The organism is Parvibaculum sp., from assembly GCF_040882025.1.
Taxonomy (GTDB): Bacteria; Pseudomonadota; Alphaproteobacteria; order Parvibaculales; family Parvibaculaceae; genus Parvibaculum.
In genome coordinates this window covers 25945-47363 of sequence record NZ_JBBECC010000182.1, presented here as the reverse complement: position 1 = coordinate 47363, position 21419 = coordinate 25945, and the positions used below count along the sequence as shown (strand labels likewise).

Annotated in this window: 21 protein-coding genes; 10 read left to right on the top strand and 11 right to left on the bottom strand. The window is 62.2% G+C overall.

The features are described from left to right. Positions 1-71: 71 nt before the first annotated feature. Both WEB61_RS13485 and WEB61_RS13480 read left to right on the top strand, forming a co-directional pair. On the top strand, positions 72-1364 hold the full coding sequence (locus WEB61_RS13485) for an MFS transporter (protein WP_368064859.1): 1293 nt from the start codon (positions 72-74) through the stop codon (positions 1362-1364). A gap of 71 nt (positions 1365-1435) precedes the next feature. Continuing rightward, entirely contained in the window at positions 1436-2479 is a 1044-nt protein-coding gene (locus WEB61_RS13480; RefSeq protein WP_368064858.1) for a CoA ester lyase, read from the top strand. A gap of 16 nt (positions 2480-2495) precedes the next feature. Here WEB61_RS13480 and WEB61_RS13475 read toward each other — a convergent pair whose 3' ends face one another. From WEB61_RS13475 to WEB61_RS13465, 3 genes are all read right to left on the bottom strand, one after another. Beyond that, positions 2496-4016 carry a wax ester/triacylglycerol synthase family O-acyltransferase gene (locus WEB61_RS13475; RefSeq protein WP_368064857.1) on the bottom strand — a complete coding sequence of 507 codons (1521 nt, stop codon included), beginning with the start codon at positions 4014-4016 and terminating at the stop codon, positions 2496-2498. 123 nt (positions 4017-4139) lie between these two features. After that, a complete protein-coding gene (locus tag WEB61_RS13470; RefSeq protein ID WP_368064856.1) occupies positions 4140-4940 on the bottom strand; it encodes an esterase/lipase family protein in 801 nt (266 codons plus the stop codon). 262 nt (positions 4941-5202) lie between these two features. Continuing rightward, on the bottom strand, positions 5203-6306 hold the full coding sequence (locus tag WEB61_RS13465; RefSeq protein WP_368064855.1) for an NADH:flavin oxidoreductase: 1104 nt from the start codon (positions 6304-6306) through the stop codon (positions 5203-5205). Between the two features lie 162 nt (positions 6307-6468). Between WEB61_RS13465 and hspQ the strand changes: the two genes are divergently transcribed. Continuing rightward, complete coding sequence (gene hspQ / locus WEB61_RS13460) at positions 6469-6801, top strand: heat shock protein HspQ (protein ID WP_368064854.1); 333 nt, start codon at positions 6469-6471, stop codon at positions 6799-6801. 282 nt (positions 6802-7083) lie between these two features. Further along, entirely contained in the window at positions 7084-7605 is a 522-nt protein-coding gene (locus WEB61_RS13455) for a DapH/DapD/GlmU-related protein (RefSeq protein ID WP_368064853.1), read from the top strand. A gap of 3 nt (positions 7606-7608) precedes the next feature. Here WEB61_RS13455 and WEB61_RS13450 read toward each other — a convergent pair whose 3' ends face one another. After that, positions 7609-8157 (bottom strand): invasion associated locus B family protein, encoded by a 549-nt coding sequence (locus WEB61_RS13450; RefSeq protein ID WP_368064852.1) that lies wholly within the window; start codon positions 8155-8157, stop codon positions 7609-7611. 213 nt (positions 8158-8370) lie between these two features. Here WEB61_RS13450 and WEB61_RS13445 point away from each other — a divergent pair, with 213 nt between their 5' ends. The 3 genes from WEB61_RS13445 to WEB61_RS13435 are packed head-to-tail and all read left to right on the top strand — an operon-like array spanning position 8371 to position 12818. Further along, positions 8371-10182, top strand: coding sequence for an extracellular solute-binding protein (locus WEB61_RS13445; protein WP_368064851.1), 1812 nt, complete (start codon positions 8371-8373; stop codon positions 10180-10182). 2 nt (positions 10183-10184) lie between these two features. Next, positions 10185-11120 carry an NAD(P)H-dependent flavin oxidoreductase gene (locus WEB61_RS13440; RefSeq protein WP_368064850.1) on the top strand — a complete coding sequence of 312 codons (936 nt, stop codon included), beginning with the start codon at positions 10185-10187 and terminating at the stop codon, positions 11118-11120. A gap of 36 nt (positions 11121-11156) precedes the next feature. Then, complete coding sequence (locus WEB61_RS13435) at positions 11157-12818, top strand: class I adenylate-forming enzyme family protein (RefSeq protein ID WP_368064849.1); 1662 nt, start codon at positions 11157-11159, stop codon at positions 12816-12818. A gap of 6 nt (positions 12819-12824) precedes the next feature. On the opposite strand, the gene WEB61_RS13430 is transcribed toward WEB61_RS13435, so the two are convergent. The 3 genes from WEB61_RS13430 to WEB61_RS13420 all read right to left on the bottom strand — a co-directional run bounded on the left by WEB61_RS13430 (position 12825) and on the right by WEB61_RS13420 (position 15379). Further along, positions 12825-13424 carry a VOC family protein gene (locus tag WEB61_RS13430; RefSeq protein ID WP_368064848.1) on the bottom strand — a complete coding sequence of 200 codons (600 nt, stop codon included), beginning with the start codon at positions 13422-13424 and terminating at the stop codon, positions 12825-12827. A gap of 69 nt (positions 13425-13493) precedes the next feature. Continuing rightward, entirely contained in the window at positions 13494-14252 is a 759-nt protein-coding gene (locus tag WEB61_RS13425; RefSeq protein WP_368064847.1) for a histidine phosphatase family protein, read from the bottom strand. After that, positions 14249-15379 carry a CaiB/BaiF CoA transferase family protein gene (locus tag WEB61_RS13420; protein ID WP_368064846.1) on the bottom strand — a complete coding sequence of 377 codons (1131 nt, stop codon included), beginning with the start codon at positions 15377-15379 and terminating at the stop codon, positions 14249-14251. Before WEB61_RS13420 ends, WEB61_RS13425 begins: the two co-directional genes overlap by 4 nt. A 150-nt stretch (positions 15380-15529) precedes the next feature. On the opposite strand from WEB61_RS13420, the gene WEB61_RS13415 reads away from it, so the two are divergent. Continuing rightward, a complete protein-coding gene (locus tag WEB61_RS13415; protein ID WP_368064845.1) occupies positions 15530-17086 on the top strand; it encodes an acyl-CoA synthetase in 1557 nt (518 codons plus the stop codon). On the opposite strand, the gene WEB61_RS13410 is transcribed toward WEB61_RS13415, so the two are convergent. From WEB61_RS13410 to WEB61_RS13395, 4 genes are all read right to left on the bottom strand, one after another. Continuing rightward, positions 17087-17296 (bottom strand): hypothetical protein, encoded by a 210-nt coding sequence (locus WEB61_RS13410; protein ID WP_368064844.1) that lies wholly within the window; start codon positions 17294-17296, stop codon positions 17087-17089. Between the two features lie 110 nt (positions 17297-17406). Next, the gene (gene putP, locus WEB61_RS13405; RefSeq protein ID WP_368064843.1) at positions 17407-18927 is read right to left on the bottom strand and encodes a sodium/proline symporter PutP; all 1521 of its coding nucleotides are present in this window, start codon (positions 18925-18927) and stop codon (positions 17407-17409) included. 54 nt (positions 18928-18981) lie between these two features. Next, a complete protein-coding gene (locus tag WEB61_RS13400; RefSeq protein WP_368064842.1) occupies positions 18982-19203 on the bottom strand; it encodes a hypothetical protein in 222 nt (73 codons plus the stop codon). Positions 19204-19376: 173 nt separating this feature from the next. Beyond that, complete coding sequence (locus tag WEB61_RS13395) at positions 19377-20156, bottom strand: glucose 1-dehydrogenase (protein WP_368064841.1); 780 nt, start codon at positions 20154-20156, stop codon at positions 19377-19379. A gap of 145 nt (positions 20157-20301) precedes the next feature. Here WEB61_RS13395 and WEB61_RS13390 point away from each other — a divergent pair, with 145 nt between their 5' ends. Together WEB61_RS13390 and WEB61_RS13385 are read left to right on the top strand one after the other, a co-directional pair. Then, positions 20302-20955, top strand: coding sequence for a DsbA family oxidoreductase (locus tag WEB61_RS13390; RefSeq protein WP_368064840.1), 654 nt, complete (start codon positions 20302-20304; stop codon positions 20953-20955). A gap of 20 nt (positions 20956-20975) precedes the next feature. Next, on the top strand, positions 20976-21419 hold the full coding sequence (locus WEB61_RS13385; protein ID WP_368064839.1) for a hydrogenase: 444 nt from the start codon (positions 20976-20978) through the stop codon (positions 21417-21419).

Here is a 21419-nt window from a genome sequence, read left to right as displayed (position 1 = left end):
CAAACTGACCGGAAGCTCTATTTAGGTCAGATCAAGTCATTCGCCCATCGGCCTTGCCGGAGTTCGACCACATGAATGCTGGCTCCGCGCCAGAAGCGCCGCGCGCGCCCACGCGCGCCGGCCTCTTTTATGGCTGGTATATCGTCGGCGCGGTTTTCGTCGTTCACACCGTGTCCTGCGGATTGATCTTCTACAACCTGTCGATTTTTCTCGAAGCCTTCGTCACCGGTGGCGGCTTCTCGGTATCCGCCGCCTCGAACGCCACCGCGATCTTCTTTATTTCTTCCGGCATAGCCGGGCTTGGTGTTGGCTGGCTGCTCGACCGCTACGACCCACGCTGGGTCATTACCGGCGGCGCGGTCCTGTCGGCGTTGGTCCTCGCCAGTGCCGGCCATGTCACGGAACTTTGGCAGCTCTACGGCTTCTACGTTCTCTTCGGCATCGGCAATGCGGCCGTCGCCATCATTCCCGGAATGACCATCGTCGCGCGCTGGTTCACACGCCAGCGCTCGAAGGCGATTGCCTATGCCTCGACGGGGCTGTCGATGGGCGGCATCGTTTTCACGCCGATCTCGGCCGGCCTTGTCGGGACACTTGGACTCGGTGAGGCGGCCTATTGGTTGGCGCTGATGATGGTGCTCGGCGTCATTCCCGTGACGCTGGCGGTGTTGCGGCGCAATCCCGAAGCGATCGGCCTCTCGCCCGACGGCGATCCGCCGCGCCGCGCGGCCGATGGAAGTCTTTTGCCACCGGACGGCATCGGTTTCGCAGAAGCTCTTCGCAGCCGCTTCTTCGTCTTCTGCACAGCGGCTTTCGTTTTCGCGATGATGGCTCAGGTCGGGAGCCTCGCGCATCAGTTTCGCCTTGTTCTCACGCGCACCGGCGACACCTCCACCGCCGCACTCGCCGTCTCGGTCATGGCCGCCGCCAGCATTGCCGGACGTCTTGCCGGCGGCTGGTTGCTGGCGCGCGTTTCCTCGCGCCGCTATCTCTTTGCGATCTTTGTGTTGCAGGCCTTTGCCTTTGCCGCTTTCGCCTTTGCCGAGGGCGCATTGGCGCTGCTGATCGCTTCCGTCATGTTCGGTGCGACGGTCGGCAACATGCAGATGATGCAGCCGCTGATCATGGCCGAGGCTTTCGGCCTCAAGGCCTATGCGCGCATTCTCTCCGTCTCGCAGATGGTCACGACTTGCGCCAACGCCGCGGGTCCGGCGTTGCTCGGTCTTTTGTATGTCGCGGCAGGTGGCTACGAGACGGCCTATCTGGCGATCACGCTGTCGCCGCTGCTCGGTTTTGCCTGCCTTTTGGCGGCGGGACCGGTGCGGGCTTTGATCGAGGCTGAGAAGAACGCTATACCATCTTGAAAGCATTAATGGATTCGCTCTGCGCACACAGCTAGACTGATGTGCCACCCCCCTTCTGTCACGGAACTGTCATGAAACTGTCATCAAACTTCTACAAGGCCCTCGCCATCGGCGCGCCGGCCCCCTATCGCGAGCTGCCCGTGGCGCTCGAGCGCATGATCCATTTCTTTCCGGGGCATAACGAAAAGCTCCGTGCACGGATCGGTGAGATCATCCCCCAGGTCGATGTGCTCCTCGGCAATCTTGAGGACGCGATTCCGGCCGACGCCAAGGAGGCGGCGCGCAAGGGCGTCATCGAGGTCGGCAAGGCGCACGATTTCGGGCAGACCAGCTTCTGGACCCGCATCAATCCGCTGAACAGCCCCTGGATGCTCGACGACATAACCGAGCTTGTCGGCGAGATCGGCGACAAGCTCGACGTCATCATGCTGCCGAAGGTCGAAGGACCGTGGGATATCCATTATCTCGACCAGTTGCTGGCCCAACTCGAGGCAAAGCACGGCTTGAAGAAACCGCTCCTCATCCATGCTATTCTGGAAACGGCCCAAGGCGTTAAAAACGTTGAGGAAATCGCCTGCGCAAGTCCGCGTATGCACGGCATGAGCCTCGGCCCGGCCGATCTTGCCGCCTCGCGCCGCATGAAAACCACGCGCGTCGGCGGCGGTCACCCCTTCTATCGCGTGCTCGAGGATCCGAAGGAGGACGGCAGCCCGCGCATCGCCGCGCAGCAGGACCTCTGGCACTACACTTTCGCCAAGATGGTCGATGCCTGCGTCTCGAACGACATCCGCCCCTTTTACGGCCCCTTCGGCGACATTCAGGACGCGGAGGCCTGCGAGCAGCAGTTCCGCAACGCCTTCCTGATGGGCTGCGTGGGCGCCTGGTCGCTGCATCCAAATCAGATCGCCATCGCCAAACGTGTCTTCAGCCCCGATCCGGCGGAGGTGCTTTTCGCCAAGCGCATCCTCGAATCGATGCCCGACGGCACCGGCGTCGCCATGATCGACGGCAAGATGCAGGATGACGCGACATGGAAACAGGCCACGGTCATCGTCGATCTGGCGAGGAAGGTCGCGGCCCGAGACCCCGAACTCGCCAAGGCCTACGAACTCTGAGCCGTAGCGCCCTCCCCTACGCCGTCAGCTTCGCCGCGCGCCTGGGCGCCTTCGCCGCGCCCGCGGGCTTTCGTGCGGCAACCTTCAGTCGCGGACCCGCGGCGGGCTTCGCCGTCGGCGCGGCGGCGACAGCCGTGGCGGCTTTCAGCTCGTCGAACGACGACTGGATGCACTCGGCATAGAAATCCGGATCCGGCATCATTTCGCGACAGGCGGTGAACGAGATCGTGATGTTGCCGCAATAGCTGAAGATCGGGTGGATGATCCCCATGCCGTCCAGGATCGGCGCGAGGCCGAAATGCGTGACCATACGCGCGCCGGTCATGTAGAGCGGGATTTGCGGACCCGGCACATTGGTGATGACCGTGTTGAAGAACGGCTTGATGCGGTTCGCGATACCCAAATTCGAGTAGAGACGTGCGGCGAGCCCGGACATCGTCGATGGAATGAACTGCGAATAGTCGCTCAGCGTTTTAGCGCCGATCGCGTTTGTGAGTTCCTTCGAGCTTTTCGTGGACTGGAACACGGCTGCGAGGCGCTCCGCCGGGTCCGCAATATCGGTGCGAATCGCCAGCATCATGCCGCTGACGAGATTGCCGGCCGCTTTCTTCTTGTCGTCAGAACGCACCGATATCGGCGCCATGGCGATCAGCGATTCCTTCGGCAGTTCCCCTTTGGCCTCGAGATACTTCCGCATCGCGCCGCCGACAATAGCAACGATCGCATCGTTGACGGTCGCTCCCTCAATGGCGCTTTTCATGGCGCGGATATCTGTGAGCGGAAACGAGCGGCCGTCGAAGACGCGGTGCGGGGATATGTGCGAGTTGAAGCGCGTGCGCGGCACGGGCCCTGCCGTCTTCAGCTTGCCTGCCGTGAGCCCTATGCCCACTTTCGCCAATGCAGGGACCGAAGAGGCGACGACGCCCGCAAGCTTGAATGGCTGGCGCAGATTGTTGACATAGGTGCGCGACAGAAGCTCCAGCACATTGGGGTCGCGCTCGGGTACCCAGGGTTTCTCGGGCGGCGCCGGTCTCGCGTCGGGCGCGATGTCGTGAATGGCGGCGACGATCTCCGCGCCGGACACGCCGTCGATGGCGGCATGGTGGATCTTCGACATGATGCCGAAACTGCCGGCCGGCAGGCCCTCGACCTGGTCGAGCCCTTCGATCACCGTGAATTCCCAGAGCGGCCGCGACGTGTCGAGCGCGCGGGCGTGAAGCCGCGCGACCTGGATGCAGAGTTGACGCCAGTTGCCGGGTTTGGGAAGCGCGATATGACGGACATGAAACTCAATGTCGAAGTTCGGGTCTTCGATCCAGTAGGGATGGTCGAGGCTCATCGGCACGCGAACGACGCGCTGCCGGAAGGAGCGTGCGAGATGAAGGCGCGTCTCGTAATTTTCGAGGATGCGCTTGAAGCCGAGCACGCCCCCTTCGACTGTCGACTGGTCGTAAATCGTCAGGCCGCCGATATGCATGGGTGCATTGGCCGTCTCGAAATAGAGAAACGACGCATCCATCGGGCTGAGTTGTTCCATGGTTCTGTCCTCCCAAGGGGTGCATCTCGGGAAGCGGCATGGCCCCTCCGGTTGCACCTTCATTGATCGTTTCGAACCGGCGCCTCCTCCTCCCCCGAGGGAAAGCGGCCGGCTGTCGTTCGTTCAGCGGCGCGGATATCCGAGCCTGAACGGTCCCTTGCGGTCGAAGGCCTTGAACGCGCCTTCCTTCTGCGCCAGACGATCCGCGACGGCCCAGAGCACGGCGGGATTGACGCCGAGGCCGCAATGGCTGCCAAGAACCTCAATATTTTCGGCCTTGTCGCTTTCGCGCAGGACGCAGGTCTTCCAGTTCACCACACCGTCGGTGCGGGTGAATATGGCTGTCGCCGGCATGGGAAGGTCGCTCTGTATACGAATGAGATCAGACTCGGCAATGTCGTCAACGGATTCGCCACCCAGCTTCTCGTAAAGCTTGCCGGCATGTGTCGCCCGCACGTCGTTGGCGAAGGGGCTGCCGAGCGAAATCACATAGCGCACGGCCTCCGGCATTTCGAGCGCGACATCGCGGGCATAGATGCCGCCAAGGCTCCAGCCGACGAGGCTGACCTTGCGGCCGGTTTTCTTGTGAAGCGCCGCGACCTCTTCATAAAGCCGGTGTCGGCGTGTCATCATGCTGCCGATGTTGCGGCCAAGGCCCCAGCCATGAGTTTCGTAGCCCATCCGGTCGAGGTAGCGGCGCAGCATATGCGTGGAACCGTCGGCGGCGAGAAACCCCGGCAGAGCGACAACCGGATGCCCGTCGCCGCGCGGTGCCCGCAGAAGCAGCGGGACCGAAGCAAGCCCGAGACCGAGCTCCAGTAGGGCGCGGGGTTCCGCGAATGTCAGAAGCCGTGAAGGGGGCCGGAGCCGTTTTTTTGTCCGGGGACCGATTCCCATCGCACCTGCATCCGCTGCCGCTACCATATCGTTTCCCCTCAAGGCTCGAAATGCCCCGGTTTGTTGAGCTTCTTCTGGAATATCCCGCTCTCCTTGAAAAAGCGTCCGCCAGATGCCGCCAATCTGAAAAGGCTACTTGTCATTGACGTAGCGTTCAAGCGGCGTAGACGGAGTATCGGATGGCGGAAAACCACGCTTTCCGGCGAGGCGGCGGTACGTAAAAAAGAAGCCTCCCCCCTTTCAGGGAGAGGCCAATTTCCGGAAAGGCCCGAAAGCCGCCAAAGAACCGTCAGGAAAGCGTTGCCAAAGCCTCCGGCTTGAACGGCAGCAGCTGATCGAAGGCGCCGTTGTGGACCTTGTGAGTCCACGCCGGATCGACCAGCAGCGCCCGGCCGACCGCCACGAGATCGAACTCGCCGTGCTCAAGCCTGTCGAGCAGGTCATCGATGCCTGTTGCCTCCGATGCCTCGCCCATGAAGGAACCGATGAACTCGCCCGACAGGCTGACGCTGCCGACGGTGATGGAGGGCTTGCCGGTGAGCTTCTTCGTCCAGCCGGCGAGGTTGAGGTCGGAACCTTCGAATTCCGGCTCCCAGAAGCGACGCTGCGAGCAGTGGAAGGCGTCGACGCCCGCATCCGAAAGCGGTTTCAGGAACGCGCCAAGTTCCTCCGGCGTCTGCGCCAGCTTCACCGTGTAGTCCTGCTGCTTCCATTGCGAGAATCGCAGAATGAGCGGGAAATCCTTGCCGGCCTCACGACGGATCGCTTCGACAATCTCGACCGCGAAACGGGTGCGGCCAACAAGATCGCCACCGTATTCGTCCTTGCGCTGGTTGGTTCCATCCCAGAAGAACTGGTCGATGAGATAGCCATGCGCGCCGTGAACTTCGACGCCATCGAAACCGAGGTCGCGTGCGTCCGCAGCGGCGCGGGCGAAGGCATCGACAGTCGCCTTGATCTCGGCCTTCGTCATCGGCTCCGAAAGCGGCTTGCCGGGCTTTGTCAGACCGGAAGGCCCATGGCTCGGCACGTCCGGATTGGCGGTCTTGGCGGGGTTGCGCATCATGCCCACATGCCAGAGCTGCGGCATGATCTTGCCGCCCGCGTCATGGACTTCCTCAACGACGCGCTTCCAGCCCTTGAGCGCCGCCTCGCCCCAGAACTGAGGCACATTCGGATCGCCGGTTGCGACCGGGCTGTTGACTGTCGTGCCTTCGGTGACGATCAGTCCACACTCGGCCTCGGCGCGGCGGCGATAATAGGCCGCGACTTCCGGGCCGGGAACGCCTCCTGGCGACTGGGAGCGGGTCATGGGGGCCATCACGACCCGGTTGGGCAGCGTCAGCCCGTTTAGCATGAAGGGTTCGAACAACGACGCAACGGAACGGCTCATGCAGGTCTCCTGAATATCGTGAATATCAATGGCGGTCATATTGGTTATTTGACGAAGAATGGCAATCCCGCTTGTGGGATCAGGGTCTTCGACGTACGGGGTTTTCGTGACGCCGTTTCACCTGTTAGAATTGTGCAATGTACGGGGGAGTGCGAAGACGTCATGGAAGTTAACCGGCAAGCGAAATTTCGCATCGGCCAGATTGTTCGCCACAGGTTCTATCCTTTTCGCGGCGTGATCTTCGACGTCGACCCGACCTTCAACAATACCGAGGAATGGTGGCAGTCGATCCCCGAGGAAGTGCGGCCGCGCAAGGATCAGCCTTACTATCACCTGCTGGCCGAGAACTCGGAGACCGAATACGTCGCCTATGTGTCTGAGCAAAATCTGCTGCCGGACGAGTCGGGCAAGCCGGTACGGCACCCTCAGGTCCACGAGCTTTTCGGCACCTTGCAAGGCGGCATCTACGCGATCCGCGCAAAATCCGCGCACTGACGCCGGCCGTCATGCTAGTCAGATATGCCGACGCCCCGAAAGCGGCGGCCTCTTGGTCTCTCTCCACGAAGGGCTTATACCTTGCGCCGCGATACCAGGCCGTATTTCGTTCGCCGGCTTCTCAATGGGTGGGTGCGTTTCTATGCCCGCCGTTTTCTCATCCCCGGATTCGATGCGATCGGGCCGGGGCTCGATGTAACGAGCCCATGGAACGTTGAGCTTTGGGGGGGCGGTATCGTCGCCGGTTCAAATCTTCATCTGCACGCGGCCAGGGGAAACATCGTGCGTCTCGCTACATGGCGGACCGGCGAACGCGAGGGCCGCATCGTCATCGGCGATCATGTGCTGATCAGTCCCGGCACGCATATCGTTGCCTCCGAAGAGATTCGGATCGGCAGCAACACGATGATGGCGAGCGGCTGCTATATCTCGGATTCCGACTGGCACGACACCTATGACCGCACGGCTGAACTGGACAAGCACCGTCCTGTCCAGATCGGTGAAAATGTCTGGCTCGGCGTCCGCGCGATTGTCGGCAAGGGCGTGAGCATCGGCGACAACAGCATCATCGGCGCCGGCGCCGTCGTTACGCGGAGCATTCCGGCCAATTGCATCGCGGCCGGAAATCCGGCGCGCGTCGTGCGTGAGTTTGATCCCACGCGGCCGTTCAGGAAACGTGAGGCGTTATTCGGCGACCCCGAGAAACTTGAGCGCGACATGGACAACCTCATGCGCTATCAGCTGCGCGAAAACACGGCGCTTGGCTGGCTGCGAAGCGTCTTTGCCCCTACGCGTTCCGATTGAGTATCAGGATTTCTTGGGAACCGGGACGGCGGAAATCGCCTTGGTGATGCCGTCGAGCTTCACGGGAATCTTCACATCGCCCTGCCCGACAAGACGAAACACAACCTCCATCTGACTGCCGTTCTTCATTGCATTCAGACGTTCTTCCGAAAGCAGGATTTCGGTTTGGCAGCCGCCGGGGATGCAGAACATGAATTGCTGGCTGAAGTTCTCCTTGCCGTCCACAGACCAGCCGATTCCGGTTGGGAGGAATGTACCGAGCGGCGTAATGGCGAACAGGAAAAGTTCATTCTGGCCGTCGCCGTCGCTGTCCTGCGGACCGTAGCCGACACCGAGATAGAGCAGCCGTTGCTTCTCTTCGCCGCCCGCCACGCCGACAAAGGCATGGCAGCGCTTGCTGCCATTCTCGTTCTCGTCGCAGCGTGTGCTCCACGTTCCGAATTTCTGGATCTCGGGTTCCGGTGCGGCCGATTGGGCCTGTGCCGGAGCAATGCCGGCGGTAGAGAGAAGAACCGCGGCGGCTACGCCGGAAAACAAACGCCGAAGAGACATGGCAAATATCCTTTTCGTACCGAATCGGTCGATGCAAGGTTCCGCATTCCCTTTCTGGCATGCGAACCGCCGACCATGCTTCCTCATAGACTCGCATTTCGGCATAAACAAGGCACTGGAAATCTTTGAAAAATCCGGGAATTTGCTTAACGCTATGCGATGAGATCAGGTTCTCCGGCCCGCCGCCGTCCGACGATTCCAAAGGAACACAACTTGCTTGCGCTCCCGTTTCCCCGGCTCCCGTTCGGCCTCACCTTGCTCGTGGTCCTGCCGCTTCTCACCTCCATCTTTGCCACCCCGGCCGAGGCGGATCACGCGATCGCAATGCACGGTGAACCTCTTTATCCTGAAGATTTTACCCATTTCGCCTACGCCAATCCCGCTGCGCCCAAGGGCGGCTCAATTACCTATGGCGCAACAGGTTCCTTCGACAGTCTCAATCCTTTCATCGTGCGTGGCACGTCGGCCATCGGTTTGCGCGAGCATGTCTTTGAAAGTCTTCTGGCGCGTGGCTACGATGAAGCCTTCACGCTCTATGCGCTTCTTGCCGAAAAGGTCGAGATGCCCGACGACCGGAGCTGGATTTCCTTTACCCTGAATCCGGCGGCTCGTTTTTCTGATGGCGAGCCGGTTACGGTCGATGATGTGATCTACTCGCTGGAAGCGTTGCGCGACAAAGGCCGTCCCAACTACAAGACCTATTACTCGAAGGTCGAGCGCATTGAGCGTCCCGATCCTCGAACGGTAAAATTTGTTTTCGCGGCCGACGGCGATCGTGAAATTCCGTTGATCCTCGGTCTCATGCCCATCATTCCAAAACACGTTTACGAGAAACGTAGCTTCGAGCAATCGGGATTCGATATGCCGATCGGCAGTGGACCTTATACCGTCGGCAACTTCACACCCGGTGCCCGTATCGTCTATCGGCGTAACCATGATTATTGGGGTGCGTCACTCCCAGTGAACGCAGGTCACAACAATATCGACCGCATCACCTATGAGTATTTTCGCGACGCGAATGCTTCCTTCGAAGCCTTCAAGGCGGGAATCTATCATGCCAGGCCGGAAGACGATCCCGGCCGCTGGACCAACGGTTATGACTTTCCGGCGCTTCGTCAGGGCCAGGTTCGCAAGGAAACCTTTCGGAACCGCATGCCCTCGGGCATGCGTGCCCTTGTTTTCAATACGCGCAAGCCGACGCTGAAGGACAGGAACGTGCGTCTTGCATTGATCCGCCTTTTCAATTTCGACTGGGTCAATCGCAACCTCTATCATGGGCTCTACGTTCGCACGCAGAGCTTCTTCGACAATTCCGAGCTCGGTTCGCATGGGCATCCCGCAAGCGCGCGTGAACGCCAACTGCTGGCCCCCTTCCCCGGCGTCGTCTCTGCGGAGATCATGGAAAAAGGGTGGCACGCCCCGGCAGGCGACCCGACCGGTCAGGATCGACGAAACCGCAGAGCGGCGATCGGATTGCTGAAGGAAGCCGGCTACGAATTGCGCGCAGGCACGATGACCGAGGTTGCGACCGGCCGGCCGCTGAAACTTGAAATACTCGTCGCGACGCCGGACGATGAACGCCTTGCTCTCACCTATGCCAGCATGACCCGGCGCATCGGAATCGACATATCGGTGCGCAACGTCGATCCAAGCCAGTATCAGGAGCGACGCAGCAATTACGATTTCGAACTGATGTTCAACGGCTGGTTTTCATCGCTTTCGCCCGGCAACGAGCAAAGTTTCTATTGGGGTTCGGCGGCAGCCGACGCGCCGGGGACACGCAACTATATGGGGGCGAAGGAGCCGGCCATCGACGCAATGATCGCCGAAATGCTGGAAGCCCGCACGCATGAGGATTTTGTCGCCGCCGTTCGCGCGATGGACCGCGTATTGCTCTCCGGCGCCTACATGATCCCGCTCTTCCATCAACCCGACCAGTGGCTCGCGCTCTGGAACAAGGTGAAGGTACCGGAGAAGGCGTCGCTCTATGGCTATCGCAGCAGCGCCTGGTGGATCGAGGAATAGAAATGTCGAAACTATCGCCCGGATTACCCGCCGAATGGCGCGCGCGGCTGACATTGCCGCTGATAGCCGCGCCGATGTTCCTGATCTCGGGGCCGGAACTGGTGCTGGCCGCTTGCCGCGAAGGCGTCATCGGCTCCTTTCCGACACCCAATGCCCGCACGGTGGCCATTCTCGACGAATGGCTGGACAGGATCACGGCCGGCCTGAGCGACCGCGACACGCCCTGGGCCGCCAATGTCGTGGTGCATCGCTCGAATGCACGGCTCGACGAGGATCTCGATCTTGTCATCCGATACAAGGCGCCGCTCGTCATCACCGCGCTGGGCAGCCCGCGCGCCATAGTCGAGCGCGTGCATGATTATGGCGGTCTGGTTTTTGCCGACGTGAATTCGGTTTCCTTCGCCCGCAAGGCAGTGGCGGCGGGCGTCGACGGACTGGTGCTGGTCGCGGCGGGCGCCGGCGGCCATACCGGACAAATGACCGGATTTTCCTTCGTGCCGGCCGTGCGCGAATTCTTCGACGGACCGGTGGTTCTCGGCGGCGGCATCACCAGTGGCGCCGGTATCCGTGCGGCGGAAGTTCTGGGTGCCGATCTTGCCTATATGGGCACGCGCTTCATCGCCTGTACCGAAAGCCTTGCCGCCCCCGAATATCGCGACATGCTGATCGCCTCGACCGTCGACGACCTGGTCCTGACCCGCGCCATCACCGGCGTTGCCGCCAACTGGCTGAAACCCAGCATCGCCCGCGCGGGATACGACCTCGACGCGATGGAGAAAAACCCCGATATCGACTTCACCGACCCGCAATCCGGTGCAAAACGCTGGGCCCAGGTCTGGTCGGCGGGCCACGGTGTCGGCCCAATCGACAGGGTGGAGACAGTCGCCAGCCTCGTCGCGCGGCTGGAGGAGGAATACGAAGAGGCGAAGAAACGATAAGGGCGAAATGCTCACGCTTTGGGAGGAGCGCCGCACATGATCCTGGCATCGCAGCAGGAGATCGAGGCCCATACGCGCGCCGGCTGGTGGGGACGAGAGACCATCGACACGCGCTTTCGCACCAATGCGGACGCGACGCCCGATCGTCTCGCGGTCGCCGATCCGCCCAACCGTGCGGATATCGACGGCCGCGAGCCGCGCCGCCTGACCTATGCCGAGCTTGCGGGTGAAGCAGACAGCATCGCCACCGCCTTTCTCGATGCGGGCCTGAAAAAGGACGATGTGCTGGCCGTGCAGCTTCCCAATGTCGTGGAGCTTGTCGCCGTCTACCTGGCCGCCTGGCGCATCGGCCTCGTCGTCACGCCGGCGCCGGTGCAATGGCGCGCCCATGAGCTCGGCGATGTGCTGGGCTTTGTCGGCGCGAAGGCGGCCGTGACGGCACGCACCATCCGCGGCCACGACCACGCGGCGATGTTCGAAAGCCTGCAACCGAAGCTGCCGGCGCTCGCCCGGATCTTCGTGATCGGCGAAACGGCATGGCCCGCGGCCGACACAGCCCGTCTTGATGCCGTGCCGAAGACGGACGCCAACGATGCCGCCACCATCTGCTGGACGTCGGGCACGGAAGCGCGGCCCAAGGGCGTGCCACGCAGCCACAATCACTGGATGATCGCGGGCCTCGCCTGCGCCGACGCCGCCCAGCTCCAGCCCGGCGACACGGTGTTGAACCCCTTCCCGCTGGTCAACATGGCGGCCATCGGTGGCTGCTTCATGCCCTGGCTGCTGACCGGCGGCACACTGGTACAACATCACCCGTTCGATTTGCCGGTGTTCCTGAAACAACTGGTCGGCGAGAAAATCGCCTACACGGTTGCGCCACCCGCCGTGCTCTCCCTGCTGCTGAAGGAAGAGAAGCTGATGGCCGCGCTCGACCTTTCGGCCGTGCGCAGCATCGGCTCGGGCTCGGCGCCGCTCTCGCCATGGATGGTCAAGACCTGGCAGGAACAATACGGCCTGGCGATCGTCAACATTTTCGGTTCGAACGAAGGCACCTGCCTGATTTCCGGTCCGGGCGAGGTGCCGGACCCGGAGGAGCGCGCGCAGTTCTTCCCGCGCTTCGGCGTCAAGGGCCTCGACTGGCCGGCGAAGATTGCGCGCGCCATCGCGACGAAGCTCGTCGACATCCAGACAGGCGAGGAAGTAAGCGAACCCGGCCGGCCGGGCGAATTGCTGATCAAGGGCGCCACCGTCTTCGCCGGCTATTACCGTGCCGGTGACGGCGGCGGTCCGGCGGATGCGATCGACACGGACGGCTTCTTCCACACCGGCGACGTCTTCGAGATTGCCGGCGCGGGCAACCGCTATTACCGCTTCGTCGAGCGCGCCAAGGACATCATCATCCGCGGCGGCATGAACATCTCGCCGGGCGAGATCGACGGATTGCTGGCCGGCATGCCGAAGATCAAGGAGGCGGCCGTGGTCGGCTATGCCGATGCCGTCATGGGCGAGCGCATCTGCGCGGTCGCGGTGCCCGCCGATGGAGAAAGCGTGACGCTGGACGACATCCGCGCCCATCTGATGAAATCCGACATCGCGGCCTACAAGCTGCCCGAGCGTCTCGAACTCGCCGACGCCCTGCCCCGCAACCCGCTCGGCAAGGTGCTGCGGCGACAGCTCAGGGAGATGATCGGGGCGTGACGCGCGTCAGTCCGCCGCCTGGTTGAGAAGTTTCAGCCGCGCCTTTTTCAAGGTGCGGGTCTTCTCGGTCCATTCATGGATGGCCTGCGCCGCGCGGTCGCCTTCGGCCGCCATGATCTCGTCATGCTTGGCATCGCGCACGGTGATCTCGCAGGCAAGTCCGCTCGGGTCGAAGAAATAGATCGAATGACAGAAGTGATGGTCGATCGGGCCGAACACCGGCACCTTCGCTTCCTTCAGCCGCGCGATGAAAGCCTCCATTTCTTCCATCGAGCCGACCTCGAAGGCGAAATGATAATCCTCGATCCCGTCTTTCATTCGGAAGACGTCGTCGCTGGCACTTGTCGGCGCGTCGAAAAAGGCGATGAAGCGCCCGTCGCCCATCTCGAAAAAGAGATGCATGAAGGGACGCTCCTTGCCGCTGCCCGGCTCCTTGTCGAAGGCCAGCGCGGCGGCGGGCTTGAGACCCAGCAGGTCGCAATAGAATTTGCGCGTCTCCTCGGCGTCGCGGCAGCGATAGGCGATGTGATGAAAGCCGGTGATCGTCGGCGCGGGCGTCTTCGCATCCGCAATATGATCGACCGTGCCCAGAAGCGCGTTGCTCATGCTTTCCTCCCCGGAAGGCGATGACAGGACCGCAAGGCTACTCCCGCATCGCGCCTGAGGCCAGAGCGGCTAGCGTGGTTCCCGCGCGAAAATCGCCTCGAGACTGGTCATGTTCATGCCGTGCTTCACGTAATTATAGGGCGTCACGTTGACGGATTTGATCAGGCTGCGCTGAATCTCGGTACCGACGCTGCCGTCGGCTGCCGGCACCATGTCGAAATCGATGACATTGATGCAGGCCGGGTCCTGCTCGAAAGCCTGTACGGCCCTGAGACCCTCCTTCAGCGAACAGCCCGTGGCCGCCCAGCCGAGGATCAGCCGGTTGGTGCCTTCGTGTGCGGCAACGAGCATCGTGTGCCAGCCGGGCTCGGCCAGCAGCCGCGTGACGGCGCCGATGCTGCGCCGCTGTGCATCTGCGAAGACCTCGCCGCCTTCGAGCATGGTGGCGCCGGGCTCGGCGGCCGTCTCGAAGTAATAGGCCATTTTGGCCGCAAGCTCCGCCCGGCTCTTCACCTTGCCGAAACTGCCGCCATGGATTTCGATGAGATCGGGTTCTTCTTCGAGAAACGGCACCGCCGCCGATTGTTCCGTTAGCACACGCTCGGCCGTTTGCCGCGTCCGCGGTACACCGGAGCAAACCGCGCGGTCGAACCGTACATGGGCGAGCGCCTTGCCGGCCGCTGTTGCCTGCTCCTGTCCGAGCGGCGTCAGCGGCACGACCTTGGTGTCGCCGCCGGCCGCGACGATCTCCGGCCCGAAATAATCGACATGGCCATGCCGCATCAGATAGAGGCGGCGGCGGCCCGTCGTGCCCGGGAGTGTGCTCAAATCGCTTCCGCCTTTTTCAGTGCCTCGATGTCGCCGGCCGAGAAGCCCCAATCCTTGAGCGCGCTTTCTGTATGTTCGCCGATTTGCGGCGCGGGGCCCTGGATTTTCGACTCCGTGCGCGAGAAGCGCGGCGCGACATTGGGCTGCGCCACACCGTCGATTTCGACAATGGTCTGGCGCGCCTTGTTGTGCGGATGGTCCTTGGCTTCCTTGATCGAAAGCACCGGCGCAAAACAGATATCGGTGCCTTCCATGATCTTGCACCATTCATCACGCGTTTTGGTCTTGAACACGGCCTCGATCTTCGTCTTCATCGCGGGCCATTGCGCGCGATCCATCTGCGCATCCCACAGCGCATCGGTGAGGCCGGCTTTCTCGCGCAGGATCGCATAGAATTGCGGCTCGATGGAGCCGATCGAAATCCACTGCCCGTCCTTCGTTTCGTAAGTGTCGTAGAAATGCGCACCGCCATCGAGCATGTTGGTGCCGTGCGGTTCCTGCCACATGCCGGACGCCGTGAAGCCGTAGAACATCGCCATCAGCGAGGCGGCGCCGTCCGTCATCGCGACATCGACGACCTGTCCCTTGCCGCTCCTCTGCGCCTCGACAAGCGCGGCCAGCATGCCCATCGCGAGATAGAGCGCCCCGCCGCCGAAATCGCCGACGAGGTTGAGCGGCGGGACCGGCTTCTCGCCCGGCCGGCCGATCGCGTGCAAAGCGCCCGTCAGCGAGATGTAGTTGATGTCATGGCCGGCCGCATTGGCGAGCGGACCCGTCTGACCCCAGCCGGTCATGCGGCCATAGACGAGCTTCGGATTGCGCTTCAGGCAGACCTCGGGCCCGAGGCCGAGACGTTCCATCACCCCGGGACGAAACCCTTCCTGCAGGATGTCGGCGCCCTCGATCAGCTTCAGGCAGGCCTCGACCGATTCCGGCTTCTTGAGGTCGAGCGCCACCGAACGCCGCCCGCGCGAACCGATATCGAACTTCGAGCCGCCGCGCGCGCCCTTGCGGTCGATGCGGACGATTTCGGCGCCCATGTCGGAAAGCAGCATGGCGCAGAACGGCCCCGGCCCGATGCCTGCGAATTCGACGACCTTGATGCCGCTCAGCGGTCCGCTACCCATGACATGCTCCCTTGGATTCGACTGTTTGCCGTTTGTTGGGGTGATTTGTACAGGCTGCGGTGAGGCCCGTAAACGCTGGCCGATTTGACGCAAGGGCGGGCTGGCGCGGGCTCTCTTGCCGGTTTTCCGTTCCACCTCTACAAACGCGCCATGCCCCTGCCCGCTCCCTCGATCGCTCGCGGCTACACCGGCGAGCCCTGCCCCGCCTCCTTCAACATCGCGCGCTATTGCCTGGCGCGGGCGGCGAAGGAGACCCCGGAGAAGACCGCGCTGATCGTCGTCAGCGATGCCGACGCGCCGCTTGAGAGCGCCGAGCGCTGGACCTATGGCGCGCTCGACGAGGCGGTGCGCCGCGTTGCCGCCGGCCTGCTTGCGGAAGGGTTTGCTCCCGGCGAGCGCCTGATGATCCGCATGCCCAACACCTCGGACTATGCGCTGCTCTTTTTCGGCGCGCTGGCGGCCGGCCTCGTGCCGCTGCCTTCCTCGTCGCAACTCACCGCCGATGAGGCCGATTTCCTGCTTTCCGATTCAGCCGCCTCCGCCGTCGCGCTCGCGCCCGGCATGGCGATGCATACCGGGACCGCGCGTGTCATCGACGCGGCCATGCTCGCGCGGTTGAAGACGCATGCGCGCCTCGCCGGTTTTGCCGACACTGCGGCAAACGATCCTGCGTTCCTGGTCTACACCTCGGGCACAAGCGGTCGTCCGAAAGGCGTCCTGCACGCACACAAGAGCGCCTGGGGCCGCCGGCCGATGTATCGGGGCTGGTACGGCATCGAAGCCGCCGACACGATGCTTCACGCCGGCGCCTTCAACTGGACCTATACGCTCGGCGTCGGCCTGACCGACCCATGGGCCAATGGCGCGACGACCGTTCTCTACAATGGTGAAAAGGACGTGCAGGTCTGGCCGAAACTGATGGAAAAGACACACGCCACGCTCTTCGCGGCCGTGCCGACGCTCTATCGGCAAATCCAGAAATATTGCGATCTCGCCGCGCATGACATTTCGAGTCTGCGCCACGGATTGACCGCCGGCGAAGCCATGTCGCCCGCCCTGCTCGACCACTGGCGCACGGCAACGGGCAAGGAACTCTACGAAGCGCTCGGCATGAGCGAATGCTCGACTTATGTCTCGACTGCGCCCGGTATGGAAATCCGCGCTGAAAGTCCGGGGCGCCCGCAGCCCGGCCGCTGTGTCGCGGCGCTGCCGGTCGAAGGTGGTACGGAGCCCTTGCCGGCGGGAGAAATTGGATTGCTCGCCGTCCATCGCTCCGACCCGGGACTGATGCTCGGCTACTGGCGGCGGCCCGACGAAGAGGCGGAGGTTTATCGTGGCGAGTGGTTCGTCGGCGGCGATCTGGCGAGCTTCGATGACGACGGCTACATGCATTATCACGGCCGCGCCGACGATCTGATGAACGCGATGGGCTATCGCGTCTCGCCGCAAGAGGTCGAAGCCGCGCTCGCTACGCATCCCGACGTGCAGGAAGTCGCCGTCACCGAACTCCATGTGCGCGACGATCTGTCGGTGATTGCGGCCTTTGTGGTTCCGAAGGAAGCGTCAGAGCCCGACGCCGCCTCGATGCTCGCCTGGGCCGAGACGCGGCTCGCCGCCTACAAGCGCCCGCGCGAAGTCGTCTTCGTCGACCACCTGCCGCGCACGGCCAATGGCAAGGTCATGCGCCGCGCGCTCAAACGTATCTAGTCAATAGTACGGATTTGCGGTCGGACGTTCCGGTGGCAGGAGCGCCGGCAATGGCTTCAGCGTCGGGTCCGGTTCCGGCTCGGCGGCGAACGACACCTGAATTTGTTGGAACCGCTCGACAAGCGATGCCGTTGCCGTCACCGGGTTCGCATTGAGCGCCCAGACGCACAGAAAAAATCCCCCGACAATGCCCATCAGAAAGTTAGACATGGGCGGATCCTCCTCGTCCTTTGTAACGCAACACGGTTAAAATTTCGCGCAGCGGAGAGGAAAATACAAGTAGAATCAATGGGTTGTATCAAAAAGATACAGTGAAATGGTTAATCCGTGATCGCGTCATGCGCGGACCACACGGTTTCCGGCGGCTGGCGTTCTGTGATGCTCACCATAACGATCGTCAGTGTAGCGACGATAAACCCTGGCAGAATCTCGTAGAGATCGAAGATGCCGCCGGAGAGCTGTTTCCACACGATCACGGTCACAGCGCCGGCGATCATGCCGGCGAGCGCACCGTTCCGCGTCATCCGCCGCCAGAAGAGCGACAGGATCACCACCGGACCGAATGCAGCGCCGAACCCCGCCCAGGCATAGGCGACCAACGCCAGCACTGTGCTGTCGCGGTCGAGCGCCAGCAGAATGGCCGCTACCGATATCGCGATCACCGAGGCCCGTCCCACCATCAGCAACTCGCGCGCTTCGGCTTTGGGCCGAAAGATGCGCTTCCAGAAATCTTCGGCGATGACGCTCGATGAAACGAGAAGCTGCGAGGAAACGGTGCTCATCACAGCCGCCAGCACGGCGGCGAGCATCACGCCCGCCACCCACGGACTGAACAGCGCTTGTGACAAGGCGAGGAATACGGTTTCGGGATTGGCAAGCGGTGCGGCCGCGAAGTAGCCGATCCCCGCAATACCGGTTGCGACAGCGCCGTAAAGCGCCAGCACCATCCAGGTCATGCCGATGAACTGTGCGCCGGGCAATTCATTCTCGTCGCGGATCGCCATGAAGCGCGCCAGGATATGCGGCTGGCCGAAATAACCGAGGCCCCAGGCCATGAGCGAAATCGCGCCGATCAGACTGACCTCATGATAGGCATCAAGCACGCCTTCCGGCCCGGCAGTATCCGCGCCGGCCAGCGCTGCTTCGAATCCGCCCATCGCCGAAATTGCGACCGCCGGCACGATGAGCAATGCGAAAAACATCATCACGCCCTGCACGGTGTCGGTCCAGCAGACGCCCAGAAAGCCGCCAATGGCCGTATAGGAAAGAATGCTGACGGCGCCGATTGCGAGCGCCCAGTGATAGTCGAAGCCGAAAACCTGTTCGAACAGGATTGCACCCGAGACGAGGCCGGCCGACGTATAGATCGTGAAAAAGATCAGGATGACGAAAGCACTCGCGACGCGCAGGACGCGGCTCTCGTCGGCAAAACGGTTTTCGAAATAGTCGGGCAGCGTCAGCGCGTCGCCTGCAGCTTCGGTGTAACGCCTGAGCCGCCGCGCGATGAAACGCCAATTGAGAAACGCTCCGGCAACCAGTCCGACCGCTATCCATATCTGGTTGAGGCCGTAGAGATAGATCGCGCCGGGCAGGCCCAGCATCAGCCAGCCGCTCATGTCGGAGGCGCCGGCCGAAAGCGCCGCCACCCAGCGGCCGAGTTGCCGTCCGCCGAGAATGTAGTCCTTGAGATTGTTGGTAAAGCGATAGGCAGCAACGCCGAGCGCCAGCATCGCCACGAGATAGACCGCGATGGTCAGCGGCAGCGCCACGCTCATCGTGTCCGCCACCAGCTTGCCGCCGAAAGCAGAATTGCCAGTGCCGGCAGCGCCAGCACGATCCACGTCCAGACCGTCATCGATCGCCCCCTGAGGGGCTACCGAATGCCGGCTGGCGCGTCACATGCCAAAAGCCCCGTCCGCGCGACTAAGCCAGTAAGCGTGATCATGTTCAAGAGTTTCGTCCGGCGTCAGATTTGCCATCGCCTGCTCCTGCGCATAGGACTCACCGACTCGGGCGGCCTTGGCTCCGAAAACGGCAAAGGCCTCCCACGCGTTCAGCTCGTAAGCCCAAACGCAGCCGAGAAATCCAAGCAGGAAGCCGAAGCCGATTTTTCCCATAACAGTCAGTCCTGGTTGCCCAGCAGCACGTTAACTATAAATGATAATGCGCCTTTCATAATACAAGGTTATGGTTTTCTTAAAAAATCGGTAAAGAGTTCAGTAGAGATTCGGCTCATTTCCGTCGATAACTTTCAAATCCGCGACAAACTGCCCCATCTGGCGTAGCCCCGTCAGAGCGACTGACCGTCATCCACGGTGAAAAGAGAGCCGGTGATGAACCGTCCGTGGTCGGATGCAAGGAGCAGCAACGTACCGTCGAGATCTTCTTCGACGCCCATCCGCCGCCGCGGCCAGCTCTTGATCTGCTTTTGCCCGCCTTCCGAAGCGAACCACTCCGAATTGAGCTCTGTCTCGATAAAGCCCGGACACATGGCGTTGACGTTGATCTGCTTCCGCGCCCATTCCTTCGCGAGCGATTTCGTCATCATCCCGACCGCCGCCTTGGTCATGCAGTAGATCGTCAGTCCCGGCAGCACCGTATGGGCGCCGATGGAGGCGATGTTGATGACGCGGCCGCCGGCGGCGCGCGCCATCATCGAGCGCCCCGCCGCTTGCGCCATGAAGAAGGCGCCGCGCACATTGGTGTCGAACATCGTGTCAAAGCCTTCCGGCGTCACGTCCGCGGGCAGCGCCTGCACGTTCATGCCGGCATTGTTGACGAGAATGTCGATGGGTCCGAGTGTCTGTTCCGCCTCGGTCATGCAGGCTGCGATGCTGGCTGGATCGGTCACATCGAGTGCAATCGCGGCCGCCTGCCCGCCCATGGCCTCGATTTCGGCTTTGAGGCTGGCGAGTCGCTCCACGCGCCGCCCGGTAATGGCAACCTTGGCGCCGGCCTTGGCCAGCACCAATGCGAAGCGTTTTCCAAGCCCGCTGGTCGCGCCCGTCACCAGCGCCATTTTTCCGCGGAGATCGTAGTTCGGAAGCCTGACTTCGTTTATCTCGCTCATGCCGTCATCGTCTCCAGCCGTTTGATTTTGTTGGACTCTTCGCAAGCGCCACCCGCCCCGTCAAGCGGTCGCCCGCCGCCGCCTTGCGGCCGTTGCGTTCCCTGCTTCATAATCGGTCATCGGACAACGCGGAGGAGGCCCCGTCATGCAGCTCGATGTCGTCTCGGATACGGTCTGCCCGTGGTGCTACATCGGCAAAAAGCGGCTCGACCAGGCGCTGGCGATGCATGGTGGCGCGGACATCACGCTAGCATGGCGTCCCTTTCAGCTCGATGCCTCGATCCCCGAAGAGGGTGTCGATCGCAAAGCCTACATGGAGAAGAAATTCGGATCGGAACGCGCAAAGGAAGTCGGCAACACGATCCGCGAGTTCGGCGCCGCGGTCGGCATCGAATTCCGCTTCGACAGGATCGAACGCTCGCCCAACACGCTCGACAGCCATCGTCTGATCCGCTGGGCGGGTACAGCCGGCTGTCAGAACCGGATGGTCGATATCCTGTTCCGCCGCTATTTCGAGGACGGCGAGGATATCGGCGCGCATGACGTGTTGGTGGAAGCGGCCGACGAAGCCGGCATGGATGTCGACATCGTACGCGATCTGCTGGCCAAGGATGCCGACAAGGAACTGGTCCGCCGCGAAGACATGACTGCGCGCGAACTCGGTATTCAGGGCGTGCCGAGTTTTGTCATCAATTCCAAATGGGTGATGGTCGGTGCGCAGGAGCCCGAAACGCTGGTGCGTATGTTCGACAAGCTACTTGCGAAGGAAGCGGAAGAAGCGGCCAGCGCCGCAGAGTAAAATTCAACCGGGGGGATTTCATGTCGTCATTGTCGCCGGCTCAAGGCCGGCAAGCGCACGGACTTTTGCTGCTCGGCCTGGTGCTCTTTCTCGCCGGCCTGCTCACCGGATTCGTCTCGGGCAGTTTTACCAATCCGCGCTTGGGCCTCTCCGCCCATCTTGAAGGACTGATGAACGGTACCTTTCTCGCTGTGCTCGGTCTTCTCTGGCCGCGTCTGGTGCTGGGCGCGAAGGCCCTGCTCGCCGCTTTCTGGCTCGTGGTCTATGCGGCTTTCGCGAACTGGTTGGGCGTGTTGCTGGGCGCGATCTGGGGCGCGGGCAGATTCATGCCGATCGCCGGTCAGGGTACGACGGGAACCGACATGCAGGAGGCGATTGTCGCCTTCCTTCTTTTTTCGATTTCCTTCGCCATGGTGATTGGCGTCGTACTCATCATCTGGGGCCTGTGGCGCGCGCGGACGTAG

Excerpts from the sequence above, each read along its gene's own strand:
- WEB61_RS13485 (WP_368064859.1), top strand. The coding sequence starts at position 72 with ATGAATGCTGGCTCCGCGCCAGAAGCGCCGCGCGCGCCCACGCGCGCC.
- WEB61_RS13480 (WP_368064858.1), top strand. The coding sequence starts at position 1,436 with ATGAAACTGTCATCAAACTTCTACAAGGCCCTCGCCATCGGCGCGCCG.
- WEB61_RS13475 (WP_368064857.1), bottom strand. The coding sequence starts at position 4,016 with ATGGAACAACTCAGCCCGATGGATGCGTCGTTTCTCTATTTCGAGACG.
- WEB61_RS13470 (WP_368064856.1), bottom strand. The coding sequence starts at position 4,940 with ATGGTAGCGGCAGCGGATGCAGGTGCGATGGGAATCGGTCCCCGGACA.
- WEB61_RS13465 (WP_368064855.1), bottom strand. The coding sequence starts at position 6,306 with ATGAGCCGTTCCGTTGCGTCGTTGTTCGAACCCTTCATGCTAAACGGG.
- hspQ (WP_368064854.1), top strand. The coding sequence starts at position 6,469 with ATGGAAGTTAACCGGCAAGCGAAATTTCGCATCGGCCAGATTGTTCGC.
- WEB61_RS13450 (WP_368064852.1), bottom strand. The coding sequence starts at position 8,157 with ATGTCTCTTCGGCGTTTGTTTTCCGGCGTAGCCGCCGCGGTTCTTCTC.
- WEB61_RS13440 (WP_368064850.1), top strand. The coding sequence starts at position 10,185 with ATGTCGAAACTATCGCCCGGATTACCCGCCGAATGGCGCGCGCGGCTG.
- WEB61_RS13435 (WP_368064849.1), top strand. The coding sequence starts at position 11,157 with ATGATCCTGGCATCGCAGCAGGAGATCGAGGCCCATACGCGCGCCGGC.
- WEB61_RS13430 (WP_368064848.1), bottom strand. The coding sequence starts at position 13,424 with ATGAGCAACGCGCTTCTGGGCACGGTCGATCATATTGCGGATGCGAAG.
- WEB61_RS13420 (WP_368064846.1), bottom strand. The coding sequence starts at position 15,379 with ATGGGTAGCGGACCGCTGAGCGGCATCAAGGTCGTCGAATTCGCAGGC.
- WEB61_RS13415 (WP_368064845.1), top strand. The coding sequence starts at position 15,530 with ATGCCCCTGCCCGCTCCCTCGATCGCTCGCGGCTACACCGGCGAGCCC.
- WEB61_RS13410 (WP_368064844.1), bottom strand. The coding sequence starts at position 17,296 with ATGTCTAACTTTCTGATGGGCATTGTCGGGGGATTTTTTCTGTGCGTC.
- WEB61_RS13400 (WP_368064842.1), bottom strand. The coding sequence starts at position 19,203 with ATGGGAAAAATCGGCTTCGGCTTCCTGCTTGGATTTCTCGGCTGCGTT.
- WEB61_RS13395 (WP_368064841.1), bottom strand. The coding sequence starts at position 20,156 with ATGAGCGAGATAAACGAAGTCAGGCTTCCGAACTACGATCTCCGCGGA.
- WEB61_RS13390 (WP_368064840.1), top strand. The coding sequence starts at position 20,302 with ATGCAGCTCGATGTCGTCTCGGATACGGTCTGCCCGTGGTGCTACATC.
- WEB61_RS13385 (WP_368064839.1), top strand. The coding sequence starts at position 20,976 with ATGTCGTCATTGTCGCCGGCTCAAGGCCGGCAAGCGCACGGACTTTTG.